Annotated in this window: 21 protein-coding genes; 8 read left to right on the top strand and 13 right to left on the bottom strand. The window is 64.4% G+C overall.

What is annotated here, in order from left to right; genetic code table 11:
- The first annotated feature begins 100 nt into the window (after nucleotides 1-100).
- From IVB45_RS19960 to IVB45_RS19945, 4 genes are all read left to right on the top strand, one after another.
- Entirely contained in the window at nucleotides 101-1,777 is a 1,677-nt protein-coding gene (locus IVB45_RS19960; RefSeq protein ID WP_247356338.1) for a glutamine--tRNA ligase/YqeY domain fusion protein, read from the top strand.
- A 19-nt stretch (nucleotides 1,778-1,796) separates the two neighbouring features.
- Nucleotides 1,797-2,183: a nuclear transport factor 2 family protein gene (locus IVB45_RS19955; protein WP_247356340.1), complete on the top strand. Its 387-nt coding sequence runs from the start codon at nucleotides 1,797-1,799 to the stop codon at nucleotides 2,181-2,183.
- Between the two features lie 85 nt (nucleotides 2,184-2,268).
- Entirely contained in the window at nucleotides 2,269-2,502 is a 234-nt protein-coding gene (locus IVB45_RS19950; protein ID WP_007610829.1) for a DUF2171 domain-containing protein, read from the top strand.
- A 95-nt stretch (nucleotides 2,503-2,597) separates the two neighbouring features.
- The gene (locus tag IVB45_RS19945) at nucleotides 2,598-4,877 is read left to right on the top strand and encodes a ComEC/Rec2 family competence protein (RefSeq protein WP_247356342.1); all 2,280 of its coding nucleotides are present in this window, start codon (nucleotides 2,598-2,600) and stop codon (nucleotides 4,875-4,877) included.
- 130 nt (nucleotides 4,878-5,007) lie between these two features.
- Here IVB45_RS19945 and IVB45_RS19940 read toward each other — a convergent pair whose 3' ends face one another.
- The 6 genes from IVB45_RS19940 to IVB45_RS19915 form a co-directional block, all read right to left on the bottom strand.
- Entirely contained in the window at nucleotides 5,008-5,442 is a 435-nt protein-coding gene (locus IVB45_RS19940) for a hypothetical protein (protein WP_247356343.1), read from the bottom strand.
- A gap of 563 nt (nucleotides 5,443-6,005) precedes the next feature.
- Nucleotides 6,006-6,707 (bottom strand): transcriptional repressor LexA, encoded by a 702-nt coding sequence (gene lexA / locus IVB45_RS19935; protein ID WP_106945054.1) that lies wholly within the window; start codon nucleotides 6,705-6,707, stop codon nucleotides 6,006-6,008.
- A gap of 176 nt (nucleotides 6,708-6,883) precedes the next feature.
- Nucleotides 6,884-8,095: a gephyrin-like molybdotransferase Glp gene (gene glp / locus IVB45_RS19930; protein ID WP_247356344.1), complete on the bottom strand. Its 1,212-nt coding sequence runs from the start codon at nucleotides 8,093-8,095 to the stop codon at nucleotides 6,884-6,886.
- A gap of 219 nt (nucleotides 8,096-8,314) precedes the next feature.
- The gene (locus IVB45_RS19925) at nucleotides 8,315-8,506 is read right to left on the bottom strand and encodes a hypothetical protein (RefSeq protein ID WP_027567129.1); all 192 of its coding nucleotides are present in this window, start codon (nucleotides 8,504-8,506) and stop codon (nucleotides 8,315-8,317) included.
- Between the two features lie 168 nt (nucleotides 8,507-8,674).
- Complete coding sequence (locus IVB45_RS19920) at nucleotides 8,675-9,307, bottom strand: HAD family phosphatase (protein WP_247356345.1); 633 nt, start codon at nucleotides 9,305-9,307, stop codon at nucleotides 8,675-8,677.
- Nucleotides 9,308-9,315: 8 nt separating this feature from the next.
- Nucleotides 9,316-10,449, bottom strand: a complete 1,134-nt coding sequence (locus IVB45_RS19915) for an alpha-hydroxy acid oxidase (protein WP_027567127.1) — start codon at nucleotides 10,447-10,449, stop codon at nucleotides 9,316-9,318.
- 305 nt (nucleotides 10,450-10,754) lie between these two features.
- Here IVB45_RS19915 and IVB45_RS19910 point away from each other — a divergent pair, with 305 nt between their 5' ends.
- Nucleotides 10,755-12,092 (top strand): S41 family peptidase, encoded by a 1,338-nt coding sequence (locus tag IVB45_RS19910; RefSeq protein WP_247356346.1) that lies wholly within the window; start codon nucleotides 10,755-10,757, stop codon nucleotides 12,090-12,092.
- A gap of 74 nt (nucleotides 12,093-12,166) precedes the next feature.
- Here IVB45_RS19910 and IVB45_RS19905 read toward each other — a convergent pair whose 3' ends face one another.
- The 3 genes from IVB45_RS19905 to IVB45_RS19895 form a co-directional block, all read right to left on the bottom strand.
- Nucleotides 12,167-13,030 (bottom strand): EamA family transporter, encoded by an 864-nt coding sequence (locus IVB45_RS19905; protein WP_247356347.1) that lies wholly within the window; start codon nucleotides 13,028-13,030, stop codon nucleotides 12,167-12,169.
- A 69-nt stretch (nucleotides 13,031-13,099) separates the two neighbouring features.
- Nucleotides 13,100-13,630, bottom strand: a complete 531-nt coding sequence (locus IVB45_RS19900; protein ID WP_247356348.1) for a TetR/AcrR family transcriptional regulator — start codon at nucleotides 13,628-13,630, stop codon at nucleotides 13,100-13,102.
- Between the two features lie 149 nt (nucleotides 13,631-13,779).
- On the bottom strand, nucleotides 13,780-16,512 hold the full coding sequence (locus IVB45_RS19895; protein WP_247356349.1) for an EAL domain-containing protein: 2,733 nt from the start codon (nucleotides 16,510-16,512) through the stop codon (nucleotides 13,780-13,782).
- A 345-nt stretch (nucleotides 16,513-16,857) separates the two neighbouring features.
- Here IVB45_RS19895 and IVB45_RS19890 point away from each other — a divergent pair, with 345 nt between their 5' ends.
- Nucleotides 16,858-17,022: a Flp family type IVb pilin gene (locus IVB45_RS19890; protein ID WP_027567122.1), complete on the top strand. Its 165-nt coding sequence runs from the start codon at nucleotides 16,858-16,860 to the stop codon at nucleotides 17,020-17,022.
- Between the two features lie 9 nt (nucleotides 17,023-17,031).
- Here IVB45_RS19890 and moaC read toward each other — a convergent pair whose 3' ends face one another.
- The 4 genes from moaC to IVB45_RS19870 are packed head-to-tail and all read right to left on the bottom strand — an operon-like array spanning nucleotide 17,032 to nucleotide 21,325.
- Complete coding sequence (gene moaC, locus IVB45_RS19885; protein WP_247356350.1) at nucleotides 17,032-17,568, bottom strand: cyclic pyranopterin monophosphate synthase MoaC; 537 nt, start codon at nucleotides 17,566-17,568, stop codon at nucleotides 17,032-17,034.
- Nucleotide 17,569: 1 nt separating this feature from the next.
- Nucleotides 17,570-18,391: an indole-3-glycerol phosphate synthase TrpC gene (gene trpC / locus IVB45_RS19880; protein ID WP_027567120.1), complete on the bottom strand. Its 822-nt coding sequence runs from the start codon at nucleotides 18,389-18,391 to the stop codon at nucleotides 17,570-17,572.
- A 7-nt stretch (nucleotides 18,392-18,398) separates the two neighbouring features.
- Nucleotides 18,399-19,412: an anthranilate phosphoribosyltransferase gene (trpD, locus tag IVB45_RS19875; protein WP_247356352.1), complete on the bottom strand. Its 1,014-nt coding sequence runs from the start codon at nucleotides 19,410-19,412 to the stop codon at nucleotides 18,399-18,401.
- A gap of 14 nt (nucleotides 19,413-19,426) precedes the next feature.
- Entirely contained in the window at nucleotides 19,427-21,325 is a 1,899-nt protein-coding gene (locus IVB45_RS19870; RefSeq protein ID WP_247356354.1) for a peptidylprolyl isomerase, read from the bottom strand.
- A gap of 223 nt (nucleotides 21,326-21,548) precedes the next feature.
- On the opposite strand from IVB45_RS19870, the gene tpiA reads away from it, so the two are divergent.
- Both tpiA and secG read left to right on the top strand, forming a co-directional pair.
- The gene (tpiA, locus tag IVB45_RS19865; protein WP_247356356.1) at nucleotides 21,549-22,304 is read left to right on the top strand and encodes a triose-phosphate isomerase; all 756 of its coding nucleotides are present in this window, start codon (nucleotides 21,549-21,551) and stop codon (nucleotides 22,302-22,304) included.
- Nucleotides 22,305-22,444: 140 nt separating this feature from the next.
- On the top strand, nucleotides 22,445-22,831 hold the full coding sequence (gene secG / locus IVB45_RS19860; RefSeq protein ID WP_007590603.1) for a preprotein translocase subunit SecG: 387 nt from the start codon (nucleotides 22,445-22,447) through the stop codon (nucleotides 22,829-22,831).
- The last annotated feature ends 50 nt before the right edge of the window (nucleotides 22,832-22,881 follow it).

The raw sequence follows: 22,881 nt of genomic DNA, 5'->3' as shown, positions 1-22,881 counted from the left end.
CAGCGGTCCGCGAAGGGTTGCTTGAGACCTTGCTTAAGCCCTTGGCTCAGCCAAGGGAATTTGGCAGAAGGGCCGCTGATTTCCCTACAGGATTTTCGTAATGACAGAACCGGTGGCGAACGAGGTTGGGCGCGATTTCATTCGTGACATCATCCAGGCCGACCTCGACCAGGCCAAATACAAGGAGATCGTGACCCGGTTCCCACCGGAGCCGAACGGCTATCTCCATATCGGCCACGCCAAGTCGATCGCGCTTAATTTCGGCATTGCCCAGGAATTTCCGGGCCGCTGCCATCTGCGCTTCGACGACACCAATCCGGTCAAGGAAGAGCAGGAATATATCGATTCCATCCAGGCCGACGTGCGCTGGCTCGGCTTCGACTGGGGCAAGAACCTGTTCTTCGCTTCGGACTATTTCGACCGCCTCTACGAATGGGCGGAGCAGCTGATCCGAGACGGGCTCGCCTATGTCGACGACCAGACCCAGGAGGAGATCCGTCTTGCGCGCGGCACGCTGACCGAGCCCGGCAAGAACTCGCCGTTCCGCGATCGCACCGTGGATGAAAACCTCGACCTGTTCCGTCGCATGAAGGCGGGCGAATTCCCGAACGGCGCGCGCGTGCTGCGGGCCAAGATCGACATGGGTGCGGGCAACATCAATCTGCGCGACCCCGTGCTGTACCGCATCCTGCATGCGCACCATCCGCGCACCGGGACCAAGTGGAGCATCTATCCGAGCTACGACTATGCCCACGGCCAGTCGGACGCGATCGAAGGCATCACGCACTCGATCTGCACGCTGGAGTTCGAGGACCATCGGCCGCTCTATGACTGGTTCATCGAGAAGCTGCCGGTGCCGTCGAAGCCGCACCAGTACGAATTCGCGCGGCTGAACCTAACCTACACGCTGCTGTCCAAGCGTGTGCTGACCCAGCTCGTCCGCGAGGGCCATGTCGCGGGCTGGGACGATCCGCGTATGCCCACCATGGCGGGGATGCGCCGCCGCGGCGTGCCGCCGGCCGCCCTTCGCGAATTCGTCAAGCGCATCGGCGTGGCGAAGGCCAACAGTGTTGTCGACGTCGGCATGCTCGAGTTCTGCATCCGCGAGGAGCTGAACCGCACGTCGCAGCGGCGGATGGCGGTGCTGAAGCCGCTCAAGGTCGTGATCGAGAACTACCCGGAAGGGCGGACCGAGGAGCTCGAGGCGATCAACCATCCGGACGATCCCTCTGCCGGCACCCGGAAGATCACGTTCGGCCGCGAGCTCTATATCGAGCAGGACGACTTCATGGAGAACCCGCCGAAAAAATTCTTCCGTCTGTCGCCGGGCAACGAGGTGCGGCTGCGCTACGCCTATTTCGTCAAGTGCACCGGTGTGATCAAGAACGAGGCCGGCGAGGTGGTGGAGCTGCGCTGCACCTACGATCCCGCGACCAAGGGCGGCAACGCGCCCGATGGCCGCAAGGTCAAGGCCACCATGCACTGGCTGTCGGCGGCAACATCCGTGCCCGCGGAAATCCGCATCTACAACCAGCTGTTTGCCAATCCGAGCCCGGACGCCTCGAACTTCGCTGCCGACCTCAATCCGCAGTCGCTCGAGATTTTGGCTGACGCCCGGATCGAAGCATCAGTCGCGGAAAGCAATTCGACGGAGCCGATGCAGTTCGAGCGCCAGGGCTATTTCGTGCGCGACAAGGACTCGACGCCCGACAGACCGGTATTTTCCAGGACCATCGGCCTGCGCGACACGTTCGCGAAGGAAGTTGCCAAAGGCTGAAAAGAGCTGCGAGACCACAATGAGCGACGAAGCCGACGCCATCGTTTCCGCCATCATCGGGAAATGGCGCGCCGGCTTCGCCACGCTCGATGCGGCCGCGCTCTCATCGCTCTATGCGAGGAATGCGTTCTTCTTCGGCTCCAACCCCAAGCTCTACCGGGGCAGGGACGGCGTCGCAGACTATTTCAACGGCCTGCCACGCTGGCGCAAGCCGAGCGCGTTATTTTCCGAGGTGAAGGCGGCGCAGGCAGGTCCTGATCTGATCAATATGGCCGCGAGCATTTCGTTCGATCTCGCCGGCGAACGCCCCGATGTCTCAGTTAAGATGAGCTGGGTCATCATGCGCGAGGACGGCGACTGGAAGATCGTCAATCACCATGCTTCGTCGCAGGCGCCGCTTATCTGACCAGTGGAGCACACGACTTCGTCATCCTCGTGAGAGAACGAACATGCACCTCGCGCGTTGGGGTGGGCCCAACAAGGAACCCACCATGCAGAACATCGCAGAGCATATGGAAGTCATCGGCGCCGACGGCGTCCACATCGGCACCGTCGACAAGGTCGAAGGCAATCGCATCAAGCTGACCAAGAAGGACAGCGGCGAGGGCAGCCACAAGGGGCATCATCACTTCATCGACAAGGGCCTCGTCGCCGATATCGAGGGCAACAAGGTCCGGCTGTCGGCCAAGGCCGATGTCGCTGTGACGATGGAAGAGGAAAAGTAGCGATCGCAACCTTTCGTTCCTGATCCGTACCGCTATCCGCCCGCCTGCACGTTCCGGTAGCTTGTGCCTTCGTTGCGTATCATCGGATGCAGGGAATGGCGGAGCCGGGCCGGCCGGTACGGTCGCAGGGGATCGCGGGGACGTGGCCCGCGGGCCGCGCCGCGTCTGCTGGCGGCCTCGCGCCTGCAGGCCTCGACCTCTGGACCTCGCTGGCCGAGACCCTCCGCGCATGGCCACGCGCCGAGGCTGGCGCCGGGCGGCTGTTGCCGTGGGTGCCCGTAGCGTTTGGCTGCGGCATCGCGCTTTATTTCTCTGCCGATCACGAGCCAGTGCTGTGGGTGGTTGCCACGACCGCCATCGCACTCCTGCTTGGCGCGGCTCTGTTGCGGCGGAGCCGGCTGTTCGCCCCAGCCATCATGATCGCGGCGGTCGCGGCCGGCTTTGCCGTCGCGACCTGGAAGACGGCGCGCATCGCCCACCCGGTGCTGGCAAAGGCGCTCTATTCGGTGTCGTTGTCGGGCTTTGTCGAGGCTCGCGACATCCGCGAGCGTACCGATCGTTTCGTGCTGCGCGTCACTGCGATGGAGGCGCAACGCAGCGACGTCAGGCTTGAGCGCGTGCGCCTGTCGGTCCGCAAAGGCACCGCGCCGGAGGTCGGTAGCTTCGTTCAGCTGAAGGCACGGTTGATGCCGCCGCTCGCGCCGGTGCGGCCCGGCAGCTACGACTTTTCGCGTGACATGTTCTTCCAAGGCATCGGCGCCTCCGGCTTCGCGATGGGCGCAATCACGGTGGCGCCGCCGCCTGAGACCGCCGGCTTGCGGCTGCGTTATGCGGCCTTCATGCAAGGCCTGCGCGATGCGATCGATGCCCGCATCCGGGCGACGCTCGACGGCGACAACCGGGCGATCGCGACCGCGCTGCTTACCGGGCGGCGCGATGCGATCACCACGCCCGTCAACGATGCGATGTTCATCTCCGGTCTCGGCCACGTGCTCTCGATTTCCGGCTATCACATGGCCGTCGTTGCCGGTGTCGTGTTCTTCGCGGTGCGCGCGCTGCTCGCTCTGATCCCGGGACTTGCGGCCGGCTTCGCGATCAAGAAATGGTCGGCGGCCGCCGCGCTGGTCGCTGCTGCGTTCTACCTGCTGCTGTCGGGCGCGGAGGTCGCAACGCAAAGATCGTTCTTCATGACGGCGGTGGTGCTGATCGCGGTGATGGTCGATCGCCGCGCCATCACCTTTCGCACGCTTGCTGTCGCCGCGCTGATCGTGCTCGCGGTCGCGCCGGAAGCACTGGTGCATCCGAGCTTCCAGATGTCGTTTGCAGCAACGCTCGGGCTGGTGGCGCTGGTGCAGATCGGCATGCCCAATTTGTTTGCCTCGCCGGACCATTCGGCGACCGCGCGCATTGCGATGTGGGGTGGCCGCGAGATCGCGATGCTGTTCATGGCCTCGCTGATTGCGGGACTTGCGACCACGCCCTACGCCGCTTTCCATTTCCACCGTGTCACGCCGTTTGGCGTGCTTGCCAATCTCGGCGCGATGCCGGTGGTCTCGGCGCTGGTGATGCCGGCGGGATTGTTGGGGCTGCTTGCTGCGCCGTTCGGGCTGGACAGCGTGTTCTGGTGGCTGATGGGGATCGGCATCGAGTGGATGGTCGCGGTCTCGCGCTGGGTCGCGGCATTGCCGGGCGCGGTCGGCCGCATCCCGGCGTTCGGGATCACGCCGCTGATCGCGGCGAGCCTGGGAATCATTGTGCTAGGCTTGTTGCGCACGCCGCTACGCTGGTCCGGCGCCCTGGTCCTGCTGGCAGCGATCCTCTGGGGACTGTCGGCGCAGCAGCCCGACATCCTGATTGCCGGGGATGGCGCCAGCGTCGCGGTGCGGGGCAGGGACGGATATCTGCACCTGATCAGGACGAGCAAGGACAGCTTTTTGCTCAAGGAATGGCTCGCTGCCGACGCCGATCCGCGCGATGCCGGCAGAGCCTCGCTGGCCGATGGCGTGTCCTGTGACGAATCGGGCTGCGTGACGCCACTGGCCGACGGGAGGTTGGTCGCGCTGGCACTGCGCGTCGACGCTCTCGCGGACGATTGTAGTCGGGCCGCGCTGGTGGTGACGACACGCCCCGCGCCGCCCGATTGCGCGGCGATGGTGGTCGATCGGCAGCGGCTCGCCAGCCAGAGTGCGCTGGCGCTGACGCAGCGTGGTGACGGCTTTGCGGTTCACGCGGCGAGGGCGAGAGGCGCGAGCCGCCCCTGGTTGCCAGCCGGCGCAGGCGAGGGTGATTTCGACGGCAGCCTTGCGCCGAAGGCGATCGCGCCCCGCATCAAGGACGCAACGCCGGCGGAGACCGACTTGCAGGCCGACGATTGATCTGACGGTGCGGAGCAATGCAGTGGATTGGTGCATCTGCTCGGATTCGCTGGGCGCAAACCACGCCATCTCGCCGGCCACCGCCGGCGATGGCGATTCAATCTTGACCTCCGACCTCGTAGCGGCTGCGTCAGCCGATCGGCAGGCGCGTGACGGTCGGCTGCCTGTCGGCGATGACCTGCGCCTTGTGCTCGCGCTCCGTCACCGGCTGGGTCACAGGCAGTTGCAGCACGGTCGCGCGCTGGCCTTCGACGAGCTGCGTCACCAGCACATATTTGCCGTCCGGGAATTCGATCGCGTCATGATGGCGGTCGGGAACGTGCGGGTCGATCTTGCCGAACTTGCCCACGCGGGAATTGATGGTGCGCGTCCAGATCCAGCGATTGTCGTAGCGAACGTCGTCGGCGAAGGCGAGCTCCGTTCCCGGCAGCAGGCAGACGGCAACAGACGGATCGGCTGCCGAGGCGAAGCCGCGCGTCGAGGTGCCGCGGAAGCTTGTCGTGACGATCGTCTCGCCGACTTCGGCGGGGCGCGACGCGACGGCATGTAGGCTGTAGTCACACATCGGGTGCTCCTCATGCTGGGATAGCAACCCGCGTCTCTTCGAGGCGCAGGCCTCTATCAGAGTGGAAGCACGAACGCTCTGCTTGGTTGTGGGCAAATCTGCGGCTGCGTTCCGCAAGCCGCGATCACATTATCTTTCCCGCATTCAATAGGAACAAAGCCTGCTACGATGCATTCGGGAGGCGCGTGTCCGAATGTTGCCAGCCCGGATATTGCCGACTTGGCTGCAACGGTTGCTCGATCGCATTCCGCACGTTGCGGACGATCGCTGGCCGCCATTTCCTCGAACACTTGAGCCGCGCAGCGGTGCTGCTTCGTGGGCATCGCGAGGAGCCAGCGCCGGAGGAGGGGCCGGATAGTCTGTGCAGAACCAGAAAGACTATCCAGCCGGAGCGGAAGATGATCCGCTCCAATCTCTGACCGGCGATACCGATCGGAAGCGCGCGAGGCGCCAAGCACCTCCAGTATGAAGTACTCCCCGGTATCAAGGACGCCAGGTATCAAGGACGCCCGGTATCAAGGACGCCCGGTATCAAGGACGCCCGGTATCAAGGACGCCCGGTATCAGTACTTCCGGTAAAGCCCGATCAGCTTGCCCTGAATCTTCACCCGGTTAGGCGGCAGGATACGGACCTCATAGGCCGCGTTGGCGGGCTCGAGCGCGATCGAGGCGCCGCGCCGGCGGAAGCGCTTCAGCGTGGCTTCCTCGTCGTCGATCAGCGCCACCACGATGTCGCCGGTATCGGCGCTCTCGTTGCGCTGAATCAACGCCATGTCGCCGTCGAGGATGCCGGCCTCGACCATGGAATCACCGCGCACTTCGAGCGCGTAATGCTCGCCCGAGCCGAGCATGTCAGGCGGTACGCTGATAGTATGGCTGCGGGTCTGCAACGCCTCGATCGGCGTGCCGGCCGCGATGCGACCCATCACCGGCACCGCGACGGGACGTTCGCCCTCGTCCGCGGGCAGGCTGGAGCTCGCGCGCACCTTGCCGAGATTGCCCTCGATGACGCTCGGCGTGAAGCCGCGGCGGCTGCCTGCGGCTGCCTGGAGCTCCGGCAGCTTGATGACTTCAATCGCACGGGCGCGGTTGGGCAGGCGTCGGATAAAGCCACGCTCCTCGAGCGCCGTGATCAGGCGATGGATGCCCGACTTCGAGCGCAGGTCGAGCGCATCCTTCATCTCGTCGAAGGAGGGCGGTACGCCGCTTTCCTTCAGACGTTCACTGATGAACCGCAGAAGCTCGTATTGTTTGCGCGTTAACATCTCGACCAAAGTCCCCCGGTTGATGTCGTCCGATTCCGAGACGCTGAATTCGGCAATATGCCGCTACATGCTCGAAACAAATCATGAACGGACACTATATGTTCGATACATGTTCCGCAACTGCTTAATTTACCGTGAACAGAGCAAAGTTGGCGGAACGCGCATTGCCGGGGCGCTCAGACAGGGAGCCGCAACACTTCGCAAGCCGTGCCGGCTTCGGCCTTCGGCGCGAACGGTGCGCGCACGAGAAGTGCCTGCGCTGCAGCGAGATTCGCAAGCAGCGAAGAGTCCTGATGATTGACGGGAAGAACGACGCGTGTGCCATCGTCGCGCTCCTCCAGATGCGCGCGCAGATAGTCCTCGCGCTGGTCGTTGGCGCTGACGTCGCGGCCGAGCACGGCGCGCTCACGGCGATGGTGAATCACTGAACGGCCCGACAGGGCACGAATCAGCGGCACCATGAACAGGAAAGCGCACACGTAGGACGACACGGGATTGCCCGGCAGACCGATCACGCCCATTGCGCCGAGCCGCCCGTGCATCATCGGCTTGCCTGGCCGCATCGCGATCTTCCAGAACGCCATCGCGATGCCTTCGTCCCGCAGTGCCTGCTGGACCAGATCGTGGTCGCCGACCGATGCGCCTCCGGTCGTGATCAGGATGTCGGCGCCGCTCTCACGGGCGCGGCGGATGCCGGCGGTGGTGGCCTCCAGCGTGTCGGCGGAAATACCGAGGTCGATGGTCTCGGCGCCTTCGCTGCGGGCGAGCGCGTGCAGGGCGTAGCCGTTGGAATAGACGATCTGGCCGTGGCCGGGCGTGCTGCCCGGCATCACCAGTTCGTCGCCGGTGGCGAGAATCGCGACCTTCGGACGCCCGCAAACGGCAAGGTGCGGATGATTCATCCCGGCGGCGAGCGCGAGGTCGCGCTCGGTGAGACGGCTTCCCTTGCGCAGGAGCACGTCGTCCTCGCGGAAATCGACGCCGGCGGGGCGAATGTGCCGACCGGCGATCGCGGCTTCCTTGATCGTGATACGCTTGCCGGCGGCGACGGTGTCCTCCTGGATCACGACGGCGTCCGCGCCACCGGGAACGACGCCGCCGGTGAAGATCCGCACGGCCTCGCCGGCGCCGACCATCCCCGCGAACGGTCGGCCCGCCGCGACTTCGCCGATGATGGTGAGCTCCGAATCGATCGTCGCGGCATCGGCCGCTCGCACCGCGTAGCCGTCCATCGCCGACATCGCCTGCGGCGGCTGCGTGCGCCGCGCCGCGACGTCACGCGCGAGCACGCGATGGTAGGCCTGGTCGAGGGAGATCATTTCTTCCGGCAGCGGCTCTGCACCCGCCAGCACCGCGGCAAGCGCGTCGGAAACTGGCATCAAGGCCACGGCGAAAACTCCTGCTCGGCACGTTCGGGCGAATGTTCCGCACGTCTTCTAGCCGAGCGCGGGCGCAGAGGCAAAACAGCCGAGCGGGTGCAGTCATCCCACCGCATTGTTCCGGAAGGCAGGATCAAGCGCGTTGCGGCACGATCCGAAGAACGTGCCAGATCGGCAGGACAATGGTCATGGCAAGACGAGAACGACGAGCGCCCCGGCCTGCATCGATCAGCTCCCTGGCTGCCCGTGAGTTACGTCGGGCGCCTTGGGTCCCTGATCCTTGTCGGGCAGCGGATCGGCCTGGGATTTCAGGTCGGCGGCCTTGCTCACAAGCTTGGCGGAAAGATCCGAATCTGAAGTTGTCCTGGCGAATTCAAGAAGAAGAGAGGCCTGCTTGGTGAGGTAGGTTTTGCCCAACACGATGATGCATCCGTCTGTAGAAGTCCCAACGGACTCTAGAGTCCGGAAGACGGTATTCCGTTCCGGGAACTCTGTATAAAAATGCACAAAGTGATCGGGTTCCTAAACTTCTTCAAAATTAGTCGCGTTGGGCCGCATCTCCGGGGGTCTCGCGGCGGCAGATCGTCGTCAGATGCCCAATGCTTTCAATGCGTTCCCCACATCACGCGGCGAGGTCACATGCACGGCCGTCAAGCCGCGCGCCCGCGCTCCCTCGATGTTTTCAGCAAGATCGTCGAAGAACACGATACGCCCGGCGGGCACGCCGATCGCCGCGACGACGTGGTCGAAGGCCTCGGCATCCGGTTTGCGCAGGCCGATGCTGGACGACAAATACAGCTCGCGGAAATGGCCGAGGAGGTCGGCATATTCCCTTGAGAAATGGTCCACGTGTGGCCGGTTGGTGTTGGAGAAAGCGTACAGCGGCATCTGCTTCGCTGCCCGCGGCAGCAGCTCGGCGATGTCAGGCATTTCGCCGGCGAAGATCGCGTTCCAGCCTTCCAGGAACTGCGCGTCCGAAATGCCGATTCCGAGCGACGCTCGCAATGAGGCGAAATAGTCCTCATCGCTGATCTTGCCCATCTCGTGCAACCGATAGGCTTCGCTGTCGCGCACATAGCGCGCGACGATGGATTCGGGCTTGCAGCCGGCGTGTCCCGCCCAGCAGGCGATCGCCTTGGAGAAATCGATATCGAGCACCACGCGGCCGAGATCGAACAGAAGCGCATCCGCGCTGCCGGGAGAGAGCGATGTCACCTGCATCCTTTCACTCAGTATCGATATGGCTCGTGGTCGAACAGTGGAAACGCGCTGAACACGCTCGGCGCGTTGGTTGCGGTCGCGTGGTGCAGGCAGGATTTGTTGACCTCGGCGAACGAGGTCGCACCCAAGAGGCCGAGGCAGCGCAGCACTTCGTCCTCGAGCAGCTCCAGCATGCGCGCCACGCCGGCTTCGCCGGCCGCCGCCAGCGCCCAGCATTGCAGCCGGCCGATGCCGACGAGGTCGGCGCCGGCTGCGATCGCCTTGACGATGTCGGTGCCGCGACAGACACCGCCATCGACCATGATCTTTGCGCGGCCGTTCACGGCGTCAACGATCTCGGGCAGCACGTGCATGGCGCCGCGACCGTGATCGAGCTGACGGCCGCCATGGTTGGAGACGTAGATCCATTCGACGCCGTGATCGATCGCGATCAGCGCGTCCTCTGCCGTCGCGATGCCCTTGAGGATCAGCGGGATCTTGAACTTGTCCTTGATCATCTTCACGGTCCGCCACTCCAGACCTTTCTGGTAATCGCCGCCGGTGGCGCGCAGGCGACTCTCGCGAACGTAGCGCTTGGCGATGTCACGTTCGCGACGGCTGTAATGAGCGGTATCGACGGTCAGGCAGAAGGCGGCATAGGCGTTCTTCTCAGCCCGGCTGACGACGTCGGCGACGAAGGCGTCGTCGCCGCGCACATAGAGCTGGTAGAGCCGCAGCGCGTCGGGCGCACCTTCGGCGGTCTTCTCGAGGCCGGGCTCGGACACTGAACTGAGCATGTGCGCCGCACCGAAAGTGCCGCAGGCGCGTGCCACGCTCGCGGCGCCATCCGGATCGAAGATCTCGAGCGCGCCGACGGGGGCGAGCACCACCGGCAGGCGCATCTTGCGGCCGAACTGCTCGACCGAGCCGGTGACCTTGCGGACATCGCGCAGCACGCGCGGGCGGAAGGCGATCTCGTCCAGCGCCATGCGGTTGCGACGCATCGTAGTCTCGGTCTCGGCCGCGCCGACGATATAATCCCAGGCATTCTGGTTGAGGTTGGAACGCGCTTTCCGGATGAATTCATGCAGATTCTGGAACGGCTCGGTGCTGGCGCCGAGCTCGACGTTCCTGTCCGGTTGGATGCGGGGTGCTTCGTTCATTGTTATCCTCCCGAGAATTTGAAGCCTTCCCTCATCGCCTAACCCGTCCGGGGCGCCAAAACCATCCTAAAATGGCATGGCTGCGAGGCGTGGGCCGGCCGTCCGACCCCCGCTGCGCACGAACCGGTCCTGCAACGTTGCCGAAAGTTTAGGTCCGGACGAAGGGATTTTCACGGTGTACCCGCCGGCGTGGCATCCCGGCCTTGAAGAAACCAGAATGGTATTGTGAGAAGCAGGCTGGATCGCCATTTGCATGGCGGCTCTCCAGCCCCACCGAACCGCGAAGCAAAAAGGCCAGCCTATCCATGCGGAAAACCCTGCTGTTTCCACTGGGCGCGCTCACCGGAGCGTGTCTGACCCTTCTGGTAGCCAGTCCGCACGGCGGCGTATGGGCGGCACGGGCGGCAGCGAGCGCGGATGACGCCTATTCCAAGCTCAATCTGTTCGGCGAAGTGTTCGAGCGGGTGAAGGCGAGCTATGTCGAGAAGCCTGACAATGCCAAGCTGATCGAAGGTGCGATCACCGGCATGGTGACCTCGCTCGATCCGCACTCGCGCTACATGAACGACAAGGCCTGGACCGAGATGCAGGAGACCACCTCCGGCGAGTTCGGCGGGCTCGGCATCGAGGTCACGATGGAGGAGGGGCTGGTCAAGGTCGTCTCGCCGATCGACGACACGCCGGCGTCCAAGGCCGGCATCATGTCGGGCGACCTCATCAGCAAGATCGACGGCGATGCCGTGCAGGGCATGACGCTCGAGCAGGCCGTCAACAAGATGAAGGGGCCGGTCGAGACCCAGACCAAGCTCACGATCGTGCGCAAGGGAGCCGACGCCCCGCTCGACGTCGCGATCAAGCGCGAGATCATCCATGTGCGCCCCGTGCGCTTCCACGTCGAGAACGGCGATATCGGCTATATCCGCGTCACCTCGTTCAACGAGCAGACCACCGACGGCCTGAAGAAGGCGATTGCATCGATCTCGAAGGACGTTCCGCCGGAGAAGCTGGTCGGCTACGTGATGGACCTGCGCAACAATCCGGGCGGACTGCTCGACCAGGCCGTGTCGGTGTCGAGCGCGTTCCTGCAGCGTGGCGAAGTCGTCTCGACCCGCGGCCGCAACGCCGAGGAGACCCAGCGCTTCACCGCGCATGGCGGCGACCTCACCAAGGGCAAACCGCTGGTGGTTCTGGTCAACGGCGGCTCGGCTTCGGCCTCCGAGATCGTGGCCGGCGCATTGCACGATCACAAGCGCGCGACCATCATCGGCACGCGCTCGTTCGGCAAGGGCTCGGTGCAGACCATCATCCCGCTCGGCGCGGGCAACGGCGCGCTGGCGCTGACCACGGCGCGCTACTACACGCCCTCGGGCCGCTCGATCCAGGCCCAGGGCATCGCGCCCGACATCGAGATCCTCCAGGACGTGCCGCCCGAGCTGAAGGGCCGGATGGACACCATGGCGGAGTCCCAGATGCGCGGCCATCTCCAGGCGGCCGATGGCACCGAGCAGACCGGATCGCAGTCCTATGTCCCGCCGGAGGCGAAAGACGACAAGGCCCTGCATACGGCCTACGACTTCCTGCACGGCCAAACCGCGAATGCGGTCGCTGCCAAGCCCGGGCCGAAGGCTGCGGTGCCGAACTAGGCTCTCGCCAGTTCCAGACATCGATCGCCCGGGAGTGGATGGCCGCTCCCGGGCGAATTCGTCTTGGACGCGTCTCAGCTGGGGTTCAAGGCGCTCGGTCTCAACTGTGTCAAGGCGACGCCGGAGATCGCGAGCAGCCCGCCGATCATCAATTTTGAAGTCATGTGTTCGCCCAGGAACAACACACTCGACATCAAGGCGAACACCGGAAGCAGCAGACCGAAAGGTGCGACGCGACCCATCGAGCAACGCCCGATCAGCCAAAACCATAGGCCAAACCCAACAATTCCTCCGATGAAAATCGTGTAGGCGAGCGCCAGCCAACCACGTCCATCTGCCGTGACGAGGCTCGCGAGTTGTCCATGTTCAAGGAGCAGCGACATCAACATGACCTGCGGCACGGTGAGCAGCGAGGACCATCCCATCAACATCAGGGGATCAAAAGGGCCGTAGCGCTTCGTCAACACGTTGGACACCGCGAAAGCGAAGGCCGCCCCGACCACGAGCAGCAGTGGAAGCGCGTTTGCGGAGAGGCCGGGCCCTGCTGCCAACACGACCACGCCGACGAATGCAAGCGCCACTCCGGCGGACGTGGTGAGAGACGGCTTCTCCGCGAGCAGTGGCCACGCCAACAGTACGGTGAAGGGCGTGGCGAGTTGATAGGCGACGGCCGACATGCTTCCCGAGCCGAGCCCAAGGCCAACATAGAACAGCCCGAAGTTCAGCCCACCGAGGAAAAGCGAAATAGCCGCGATCGGGCCGAACTGTGGACGCGTGGGACGTTTGACGAGCGGAACGAGCAGCATTGCGATGGCCAGGAAGCGCAGCGCGAGGAAGAACAGAGGCGGGAATTCCGTAACGCCGACTTTGATGGCCACGAACTGATAACCCCAGAGCAGGGGGACGGCCACAGCGCAGACGATCTGGATGGCGGACATGGCATTCTTTCTTTAAAGACCGATCAGTCCATATATTGGCGTGCCAGCAGCAGGGGCGTCCAAACGTGTCTACCTGATGAAACGGTTGAGAAGCGCGTCAACGGTGGCTTGCGACGTGATCCGCGTCGGTGCCGTTTTGCCGACCACGCGCAGCCCCTCGACGAAACAGAGGAGAATTTTGGCGGCACTGGAGGGCTCGACGCCATCGGCCAATTTGCCCGCCGCCTTAGCACGGGACAGGGCACCAGCCACCCTGGCCTCCATGGCTTTGAAAAAGCTCGCGATGCGGCGATCGACTTCAGCGTCACGGCCAGCCAGTTCCATGGCTGTGGCCACCAGCAGGCATCCGCGCCGACCATTGGCCCCGCTCGTTCGGTGGACATAGCCGGCGAGGTAGGCCCGCAGTCCATCGACCGGCTCTTTGTCGAATTCGACGTCCATCCGTGTCAGGGCCTCGGCGACGTAGCGATCAAGCGCACGCAGGAACAGCGAGTGCTTGTCTCCGAAAGCGGCGTAAAGGCTGCCACGCGAGAGCTGCGTCGCACGAAGCAGGTCCGGTAGCGCCGTGGCGTGATAGCCGCGTGACCAGAACACCCCCATCGCGCGTTCGACAGCGGCGTCCGTGTCGAAACTTCGGGGACGGCCACGGGGCGAGGGCACTGGGTTTTGGCGGCGCATTGCCGATATATAGACCAAACGGTCTTCAATTCAAGCGGTCGCTCGCGCCGTTTGGCTGTACGTCGATGTTTCTAGCCCGCCTCGCGGCGGCGGCCTTCGTTGCCGCCGCGCTGGGCGAGACGACTGCGATGAACTGCGAACAGCTCCAGCACCTTGTCGGCGGGTTTTGCGGCGCTGAACAGATAGCCCTGCATCTCGGAGCAGCCGAGTGCACGCAGCAGACGCTGCTGCTCCTCGGTCTCGACGCCCTCGGCCGTGGTGGTCATGCGGCGGGCGGCGGCGAGATTGACGACCGCCTGCACGATGCTGGCGGAGCCGTCGGGGCCGGCGATATCGTTGACGAAGCAGCGGTCGATCTTGATCTTGTCGAACGGGAAGCGGTGCAGATAGCTCAGCGAGGAGTAGCCGGTGCCGAAATCGTCCAGCGCGATGCGGACGCCGATGGCGCGGAGTTGATGCAGGATTGCAAGCGCCGTGTCGTCGTCGCGGATCAGCACCGCCTCGGTGATTTCGAGCTCGAGCCGGCTCGCCGCCAAATTGGAGGCGGCAAGCGCCGCCATGATCTTCAGCGCCAGCGTGCCGCTCTTGAACTGCACCGGCGAGACGTTGACGGCGAGGCGGATGTCGTCAGGCCAGTTCGCCGCGTCCCGGCAGGCGGTCGCCAGCACCCATTCGCCGATCTCGTTGATCAGGCCGGTGTCCTCGGCGATCGGAATGAACTCGGCCGGCGAGACCATGCCGCGCTCGGGATGGCGCCAGCGCACCAGCGCCTCGCAGCCGGTGATGCGGTCGTCCTTCAGGCTGAGGCAGGGCTGGTAATACACCTCGAGGCCGCCTTCGCGCCCGCCTTGGGCGATGGCGTGGCGCAGGTCGATCTCGAGCTGCCGCCGCTCGTGGATCTTGGCGTCCATCTCCGGCTCGAAAAAGCGGTAGGTGCGGCGCCCTGCGGCTTTGGCGGCGTACATCGCCATATCCGCGTTCTTCAGGATCTGGTCCAGCGCCGTTCCATGTTGCGGCGCCAGCGCGATGCCGATGCTGGCGTCAGTGGCAAGATGATGTCCCATGCAGTCGAACGGCGCGCGGATGGCCTCAAACACCCGCGCGACGAGTTCGTTGACCTGATCCAGCGATGTCACCGCGCTCTGGACGATGGCAAATTCGTCGCCGCCGAGGCGCGCCACGAAGTCCGCCCGCCCCGCACAGCGTTGGAGGCTCTGCGCGACCGACTTCAGGAGCTCGTCGCCGACGAGATGCCCGAGCGCGTCGTTGACGCCCTTGAACTCGTCGATGTCGATGTAGTGCACCGCGAGTTGTTCGCCGCCGGCGACGAGATCGAGTTCCTGACGCAAATGCTCGTGGAACATGGTACGGTTGGGCAGGTCGGTCAGCGCGTCGTAATGAGCGAGATGGGTGATGCGCTCCTCGATACGCCGGCGCTCCGTGATGTCCTCATGCGTCGCCACCCAGCCGCCGTCCGTGAGCGGTTCGTTGACGATCTGGATCGAGCGACCGTCGGAGGTCTCGACCACCATGGAATTGCGCACGTGGACGTCGCGCAGAACCCGTGCGACATATTGGTCCACATCGCCGGTGAACGAGCCGGTGGCTTTGCGGTGCGCAATGATGTCGTGGAAGCTGCAGCCGGGTCTCACGATTTCGGCCGACAGCCCGTACATCTCGATGTAGCGCTGATTGCAGATCACGAGCTGCTGCGAGGCGTCGAACAGCAGCAGGCCCTGGGTCATGTTGTTGACGGCGCGGTCGAGACGCTGCTTTTCCAGCGTCAGCCGTTCCCGCGAAAGACGATGCTGCTCCAGGAGCTTGCGAACGATCGCGATCAACACGCCCGCGATGGCCAGCGCGGAAGAGGCCGCGACCGAGATCAGGATGCCGATCTGCTCGCGCCAGTCCGTCAGGGCCGTCGCGCGCGTCGTGGTGGCCATCATCAGGATCGGGAAGTGAGGCAGGGCGTGTGAGGAAATCAGCCGGTCCTCGCCGTCGACGGGGCTCATGAAGCGGCCGGTAAAATGGTCGAGCCCGAAAACCCTTTGATGCGCGAACGGACCGTTCTTGAAATTCCGTCCCATCAATTCATTGGAATGGGGATAACGGGCGAGCATCGTGCCGTCCCGGTGCAGCATCGAGATCGTCGTGCTTTCGCCGAGCACGGCTGACTCGAAGAATTTTTCGAAATTTGCCGGCTCGATGCCGCGTCCGACCGCACCCATGAATTCGCCGTTCGGTCCGACGATCTTGCGCACGATCAGGATGGTCCAGGCGCCGGAGATGCGACTGTAAAGTGGCTCGATCAGGACGTCGGGAGCGTCGGGATTGTACCGGAAGGTCTGGAAATAGGCGCGATCGGCAACGTTCACGTTCGGAGCCGGCCATGCCGTCGACGAATTGATCAAATTGCCTTCGGCATCGATAATATTGAGGCCGCCTATGTAGGGCAGTGCGTCGATCTTCGAACGCAGCATCCGATGGAGGTCCTGGCCGGCGAGGCGCTTGCGATAGTCCGCCGCACTGGTAATGCCGCTCGCGCGGACGTAGTCGACGAAATCCTTCTGGATGACCGCGAAATCCTGCAATTGCTGGTCGAAATGATGGGCCAGCATCAGCACGGTGTTTTCCAGCTCGCGGCCGGAGCTGCGCAGCGCACGTTCGCGGAAATTCTGCGCCATCAGCGTCGCGCCGACGGCGATCGCAGCGATCAGCAGCGTGCCGCCCACCACCAGCCAGCGGATCGGTCCGCTGCGCACGAAGGCCTGGTCAAAAAGGCGACTGCCGAATCCCGTCATCATGATCGATCGTTGTCGTGCGCACGTCAGGGTCAATTCTTGGCCCCGGAAACATCCGTTGGTTTACGGGAACGGAGTGGAGGCGAAGTTAGCAAGCTGGGTTAATGCGCCGTGAACGGACGCTCACAAAAGCAATCAATATGCGGGACGCGCGGCCTGCAGGAATTGCCGGAAGCTTCCGCGGCCGAACAATTTCTGCCGATCATCGCGATGATCAATCGAAGCTTAACCATCTAAGGTGCTGGCGATCCTCACGTCCGTATTGGCACACGAATTGCGAACGTCTTCGCAACGACGAACGTCTTCGCAACTACGAACGTCTTCGCAACGACGCAGAGGGATACGATCATGAAGAATGCTTTGAAGGATTTTCTCGCCGACGAAACCGGCGCAACCGCGATCGAGTATGGCCTGATCGCCGCCGGCATCGCGCTTGCGATCATCGCCGTGGTGAACGGCCTGGGCAGCAAGCTCAATTCAAAATTCGGGTCGATCAGCGCGTCGCTGAAGTAGCAGCGGCAATCAGACGCGGTAATGGCCGGACTTGCCGCCGAGCTTCTCGACCAGGTGGATGCCTTCGATGCGCACGCCGCGTTCCACCGCCTTGATCATGTCGTAGATGGTGAGACAGGCGACCGAGACCGCGGTGAGCGCTTCCATCTCGACGCCGGTCGTGCCCGTGACCTTCACGCTGGCGCGGACGAGGCAGCCCGGCAGCGTTGCGTCGGGCTCGATCTCGACCGTCACCTTCGACAGCGCGAGGGGATGGCAGAGCGGGATCAGCTCCGCGGTGCGCTTGGCGGCCATGATGCCGGCGATGCGGGCGGTGCCGAGCACGTCGCCCTTCTTGGCGTTGCCGGACACGATCAGGTCAAGCGTCGCCCTGGTCATGACCACGCGTCCTTCCGCGACCGCGAGCCGCTCGCTGGCAGGCTTGTCCGACACGTCAACCATCCGCGCCTCGCCGGAGGCGCCGATATGGGTGAGGGCAGGGCCGGTCTTGGACTTGGTCTTGGACTCGGACTTGGCTGGTTTCGTCGCGGTCGGCTTACGGGCCATGTCAGCGCGTGCCCGTCGCACGCGCCGTCGTCTCGCGCGCCAGCAGCGTACGGGTCGCAGCGGTTACGTCGGCTTGCCGCATCAGGCTCTCGCCGACCAGGAAGGTCGACATGCCGACGCGCTCGAGCCGGGCGAGATCGGCGGGCGTAAAGATGCCGCTCTCGCCGACCATCAGCCGGTCCTGCGGAATCAGCGGCGCCAATGTTTCGCTGGTCGCAAGCGTGGTCTCGAAGGTGCGTAAATTGCGATTGTTGACGCCGATCATCGGCGAACGCAGCTTCAGTGCGCGATCAAGCTCAGCGCGGTCGTGGATCTCGATCAGCACGTCCATGCCATGGGCGATGGCGGCGTCCTCGAGCTCTTTTGCCGTGGCATCATCGAGCGCCGCCATGATGATCAGGATGCAGTCGGCGCCGTGCGCGCGGGCCTCCGCCACCTGGTAAGTGTCGAACATGAAATCCTTGCGCAGCACCGGCAGTGACGTTGCCGCGCGCGCCGCCACCATGAAGTCGAGATGGCCCTGGAACGAGGGCGTGTCCGTCAGCACCGACAGGCAGGCAGCACCGCCGGCCTCATAGGCCCTTGCGAGCAGCGGCGGATCGAAATCGGCGCGGATCAGGCCCTTTGACGGCGAGGCCTTCTTGACCTCCGCGATCAGCGCGTAGTCGCCATTGGTGTGCTTGGCCTTGATGGCGCGCAGGAAGCCGCGCGGTGCTGCTTGCGCCTTGGCCTTCGCTTCCACAGCCGACAGCGGCTGCGCGCGCTTGGCCGCCGCGATTTCCTCGCGCTTGTAGGCTTCGATCTTGGTCAAGATGTCCGACATGTCAGGCTCAGCCGTTCGAGACCGCGATCAAATGATTCAGCCGCGCGCTCGCCGCGCCGCTGTCGAGTGATTTTGCGCCGATCACGACGCCTTCCTTGAGATCCCTGGCTCGCCCCGCCACGACCAATGCGGCAGCGGCGTTGATCAGCGCGACGTCACGGTAGGGGCTCGGCTTGCCGTCGAGCACGCTCTGCAAGGCGATAGCGTTCGCGTCGGCATCGCCGCCTTTGAGTGCACCGGCCTCGCAGCGCGGCAGGCCCGCGTCCTCCGGCGTCACCTCGAAATTCCGGATCTCGCCGTCGTGGAGCGCGGAGACGAAGGTCGGGCCGGTGAGGGTGATTTCGTCGAGCCCATCGGAACCGTGCACGACCCAGGCGGATTCAGAGCCGAGGTTCTTGAGCACTTGCGCCAGCGGCTGCACCCATTGCCGGGAGAACACGCCGACCATCTGCCGCTTCACGCCCGCCGGATTGGACAAGGGGCCGAGCAGGTTGAAGATCGTGCGTGTCGCAAGCTCCACCCGGGTCGGGCCGACGTTCTTCATGGCGGGATGATGGGCGGGGGCGAACATGAAGCCGATGCCGCATTCGCGTATGCAGCGGCCGACCTGCTCCGGCCTCAGATCGATCTTCACCCCGAGCGAAGCCAGCACGTCGGCGGCGCCGGAGCGCGACGACAGTGCGCGGTTGCCGTGCTTGGCCACCGGCAGACCGGCGCCCGAAACGATGAAGGAGGCGCAGGTCGAGACATTGACCGAGCCGGAGCCGTCGCCGCCGGTGCCGACAATGTCGACGGCGTCCGCGGGCGCATCGACCGTGAGCATCTTGGAGCGCATTGCCGCGACCGCGCCGGTGATCTCGTCCACGGTCTCGCCGCGCACCCGCAGCGCCATCAGCAGGCCGCCCATTTGCGAGGGCGTAGCCTCGCCGGACATCACAGCGTCGAAGGCGGAAGCCGCTTCGTCACGCGACAGGCTGGCGCCGGTCGCCACTTTTCCAATGATCGATTTCAGGTCGTCCATCGCGTGCTTTCAACTCACTGGTTCGCGCCGGTCACCTGCGCGAAGGCGGCCTGATTAATTGTGGTCCCGATGTCGGTTTCGAGCTTGTTGACGTAGGAAGCGACCTGCTCCTCGGTCTGCGCACGGTCGAGACTGTCCTTCAGCTTCTTGACCGCCTCGGAAGCGGCATCGACCGTGGGATCGACGATCTCGGTGACGCGGAACACGATCACCTCGGTGCCGCCGGTCACTGCCGTCTGCCCGACGCCGTCCTTGGCGACACGGAAGGCGGCCGACACGACGGTTGCGGGCACGCTGGCGGGCGAGTCGTCGCGCTTGAAGCCGGCGGCGGTCTCGACCTTGGCGCCGATCGCGGCTGCTTCGTCGGCGAGCTTGCCGCCAGATTCGAGCTTCTGCACCATCTCGGTCGCCTTGGCCTTCAGCTTGGTCGCGATCTGGTCCTGGCGCCAGCGCGCCTCGACCTGGTCGCGGACCTCGTCGAGATTGCGGTCGCGCGAGGGCGTGATGGCAAGCACGTCGTACCAGACATAGCCGCCCTTGAAAGAGATCGAGTCGTTGTCGACGCCCACATCGGTGTTGAAGGCCTGCGACACCACGTCGAGGCCCTGCGGAATGCCGGAGATCGGCTGGCCGCTCGGGGCGCGGCCGGAACGGTCGACGGCGTCGATGGTCACGGCGGTGAGGCCGAGCTTCTGCGCCGCGTCGATCACGCTGGCACCGCCGCCGCGCTCGTCTTCCATCTTGTCGCGGAGATCGGCGACCTTGACCCGCGCACGCTCGGTGGCGATCTCGCGCTTGATGTCGGCGGCAACGCTCGCATAATTCGCCTCAGCGCCCGGCTCGATCTTGTCGACCTTGACGATCGACGTGCCGAGACGGCCCTGGATCGGCTGGCTGATTTCACCGGCGGGAAGCGCGAAGACGGCGTCTCCAACTGCGGGATCGAGCGAGGATTTGGTCACGAGCCCGAGATCGACGTCGGACGCGCTCAGTCCGCGCTCCTTGCCGAGGTCCTCGAACGACGTCCCGCTGGTGAGCCGCTCGCGTGCGGCCTGCGCCTCGGCGGCGTTGGGAAATACGATCTGCTGGATCTGGCGCTTCTCCGGCGTTCCGAGCCGGTCCTTGCGCTGGTCGAACGCTTTCTTGGCATCCTCGTCCGACACCTCGCTCCACTTGCCGATCTCCTCCGGCGAGACCACGACGAACGCGATCTTGCGATATTCGGGCGCGCGGAACTGGACCTTGTGATCCTCGAAATAGGCGGCGAGCGCCTCGGGCGATGGCGCGTCGATGGTGCCGGCCTGGGCCGCGTCGAGTCTGACGAATTCAATGGCGCGCTGCTCGTTCTGGAAGCGCGTCAGCACGTCGAGCATCGCCTTCGGCGGCTCGAGGCCAGCGCCGATCGTGCCGGTGATCTGCCGACGCAACGAGACCTTGCGCTGCTCCGAAACGTAGCGCTGCTCGGTATAGCCGAAGTTGCGGATCACGGACTGAAAGCGGTTCGAATCGAAGTTGCCGCCGACGCCCTTGAAGTTCGGGTCGTTCATGATGAGCTGGCGGATCTGGTCGTCAGACTGGCCGAGCCCGAGCCGGCGCGCCTCTTCGTCGAGGGCGGCTTCCGCGATCGTCTGCTGCAGCACCTGACGGTCGAGACCGAAGGCGCGCGCCTGTTCAGGCGACAGCGGCCGGCCGAACTGGCGGCTGATCTGCTGGAGGCGATCGGTGTAAATCTGACGGAACTCGTTCAACGAAATCTCGGTGCCGCCGACCTTGGCCACGGTGGATTGCCCGAAGCCCTTGAAGATGTCGGCAATGCCCCAAACGCCGAAGCTGATGATCAGCACGCCCATCACAACGGCCATAATGGTCTTGCCGAGCCAGTTTGATGAGGCCTTGCGCATTCCTCGAAGCATTTGGTCCAACTTGTTTGGCAGGAGGGGAACGGGAGCGCGTCTTAATGCAGATTCCGCAAAAGCGCGTCACCAAATTGATCAATCATCATAAAGTGGTGGCTTTCCCCCCGCAACCTCGGGTCCGACAGGCTTTCGATGCCTGCGGTTAAAAGCCCCTGGTCTCTGGAACTGCCACGGGACCTCTGCTAGCGCATGCACAAACCAAATTTTGCTGGAATTTGACATGACCGATGCCATCCGCCCCCTGATCGCCGGCAACTGGAAAATGAACGGCCTGAAGGCCTCGACTGCCGAATTCGATGCCATGCTCAATGGTGCGGCAGAGGTGGCTGGCAAAGCCGATTTGCTGGTTTGCCCGCCGGCGACCTTGATCGCAGCCTTTGCCGAGAAGGCGCGCGGCAAGAAGGTCGCGGTGGGGGCCCAGGATTGCCACCCCAAGGCCTCCGGCGCCCATACCGGCGATATTGCCGCCGAAATGCTGGCGGATTCGGGGGCGACCGCGATCATCGTCGGCCATTCCGAGCGCCGCGCCGACCATGGCGAGGGCGATGCTCTGATCCGGCAGAAGGCCGAGGCCGCCTGGCGCGCCGGGGTGACGGCGATCGTCTGCATCGGCGAGACGCAAGCGCAGCGCGATGCGGGCCAGACCCTGGACATCCTGCGCGGCCAGCTCAACGGCTCGCTGCCGGACGGCTCCACTGCCGCAAATCTGGTCGTGGCCTATGAGCCGGTCTGGGCAATCGGCACCGGCCTGACCCCCACGTCCGGGGATGTCGAGCAGATTCATGGCTTTATCCGGGAATTCCTGACCTCCAGGTTCAAGGCCGACGGCGCCGGGATGCGCATCCTCTATGGCGGCTCGGTCAAGCCCTCGAACGCGGCCGAGCTGATGGCCGTGAAGAACGTCAATGGCGCGCTGGTCGGCGGGGCCAGCCTGAAGGCGGTCGATTTCCTTGCGATTGCGCAGGGCTGTTCCTAGCTAACTTCAAACCTTAGGACCCGGCCGATCGGGGGTGGCAATGACCCGTCTGATCGTGTAACACCGCGCAACTTCAGGAAAACCCCGCGAAGCACGATTGGCCGCCGCTCGGCGCTGTCGGCTTGTGACGGAAGGACACTATGCAGACCGTTGTCATCGTCATTCACCTCATGATCGTCACCGTCATGATCGGCGCCGTCCTGCTCCAGAAGTCGGAAGGCGGCGGCCTGGGCATGGGAGGTGGCGCAGGTTTCATGTCGAGCCGCGGCACGGCGAACCTTCTGACGCGGACCACCGCGATCCTGGCGGTCGGCTTCTTCCTCACCAGCCTGTTCCTGTCCTGGTATGCCGGCTACGACCGCAAGCCGTCGTCGATCATCGGCGCACCGGCGTCGCAGACCCAGCCGGCCGGTGGCGGACCGATCGCGCCGCCGACCTCGGGCGGCATCCTGGATTCGCTGAAGAAGGCCGACGAGCAGCAGCAGGCTCCGGCACCGAGCGGCCCGCAGGTACCTCGTTCGCAATAAAGCAGGGGGGCCATGCAGGGCGGCTTCTACCGTCCTGCATCAACAATCCC

The organism is Bradyrhizobium sp. 4 (assembly GCF_023100905.1).
Lineage (GTDB): Bacteria > Pseudomonadota > Alphaproteobacteria > Rhizobiales > Xanthobacteraceae > Bradyrhizobium.
This window is presented reverse-complemented; position numbering and strand designations above follow the sequence as displayed.

Coding starts and splice junctions, on each gene's coding strand:
- IVB45_RS19960 (WP_247356338.1), top strand. CDS start 101: ATGACAGAACCGGTGGCGAACGAGGTTGGGCGCGATTTCATTCGTGAC.
- IVB45_RS19955 (WP_247356340.1), top strand. CDS start 1,797: ATGAGCGACGAAGCCGACGCCATCGTTTCCGCCATCATCGGGAAATGG.
- IVB45_RS19950 (WP_007610829.1), top strand. CDS start 2,269: ATGCAGAACATCGCAGAGCATATGGAAGTCATCGGCGCCGACGGCGTC.
- IVB45_RS19945 (WP_247356342.1), top strand. CDS start 2,598: ATGGCGGAGCCGGGCCGGCCGGTACGGTCGCAGGGGATCGCGGGGACG.
- IVB45_RS19940 (WP_247356343.1), bottom strand. CDS start 5,442: ATGTGTGACTACAGCCTACATGCCGTCGCGTCGCGCCCCGCCGAAGTC.
- lexA (WP_106945054.1), bottom strand. CDS start 6,707: ATGTTAACGCGCAAACAATACGAGCTTCTGCGGTTCATCAGTGAACGT.
- IVB45_RS19920 (WP_247356345.1), bottom strand. CDS start 9,307: ATGCAGGTGACATCGCTCTCTCCCGGCAGCGCGGATGCGCTTCTGTTC.
- IVB45_RS19915 (WP_027567127.1), bottom strand. CDS start 10,449: ATGAACGAAGCACCCCGCATCCAACCGGACAGGAACGTCGAGCTCGGC.
- IVB45_RS19910 (WP_247356346.1), top strand. CDS start 10,755: ATGCGGAAAACCCTGCTGTTTCCACTGGGCGCGCTCACCGGAGCGTGT.
- IVB45_RS19905 (WP_247356347.1), bottom strand. CDS start 13,030: ATGTCCGCCATCCAGATCGTCTGCGCTGTGGCCGTCCCCCTGCTCTGG.
- IVB45_RS19900 (WP_247356348.1), bottom strand. CDS start 13,630: ATGGGGGTGTTCTGGTCACGCGGCTATCACGCCACGGCGCTACCGGAC.
- IVB45_RS19895 (WP_247356349.1), bottom strand. CDS start 16,512: ATGATGACGGGATTCGGCAGTCGCCTTTTTGACCAGGCCTTCGTGCGC.
- IVB45_RS19890 (WP_027567122.1), top strand. CDS start 16,858: ATGAAGAATGCTTTGAAGGATTTTCTCGCCGACGAAACCGGCGCAACC.
- moaC (WP_247356350.1), bottom strand. CDS start 17,568: ATGGCCCGTAAGCCGACCGCGACGAAACCAGCCAAGTCCGAGTCCAAG.
- trpC (WP_027567120.1), bottom strand. CDS start 18,391: ATGTCGGACATCTTGACCAAGATCGAAGCCTACAAGCGCGAGGAAATC.
- trpD (WP_247356352.1), bottom strand. CDS start 19,412: ATGGACGACCTGAAATCGATCATTGGAAAAGTGGCGACCGGCGCCAGC.
- IVB45_RS19870 (WP_247356354.1), bottom strand. CDS start 21,325: ATGCTTCGAGGAATGCGCAAGGCCTCATCAAACTGGCTCGGCAAGACC.
- tpiA (WP_247356356.1), top strand. CDS start 21,549: ATGACCGATGCCATCCGCCCCCTGATCGCCGGCAACTGGAAAATGAAC.
- secG (WP_007590603.1), top strand. CDS start 22,445: ATGCAGACCGTTGTCATCGTCATTCACCTCATGATCGTCACCGTCATG.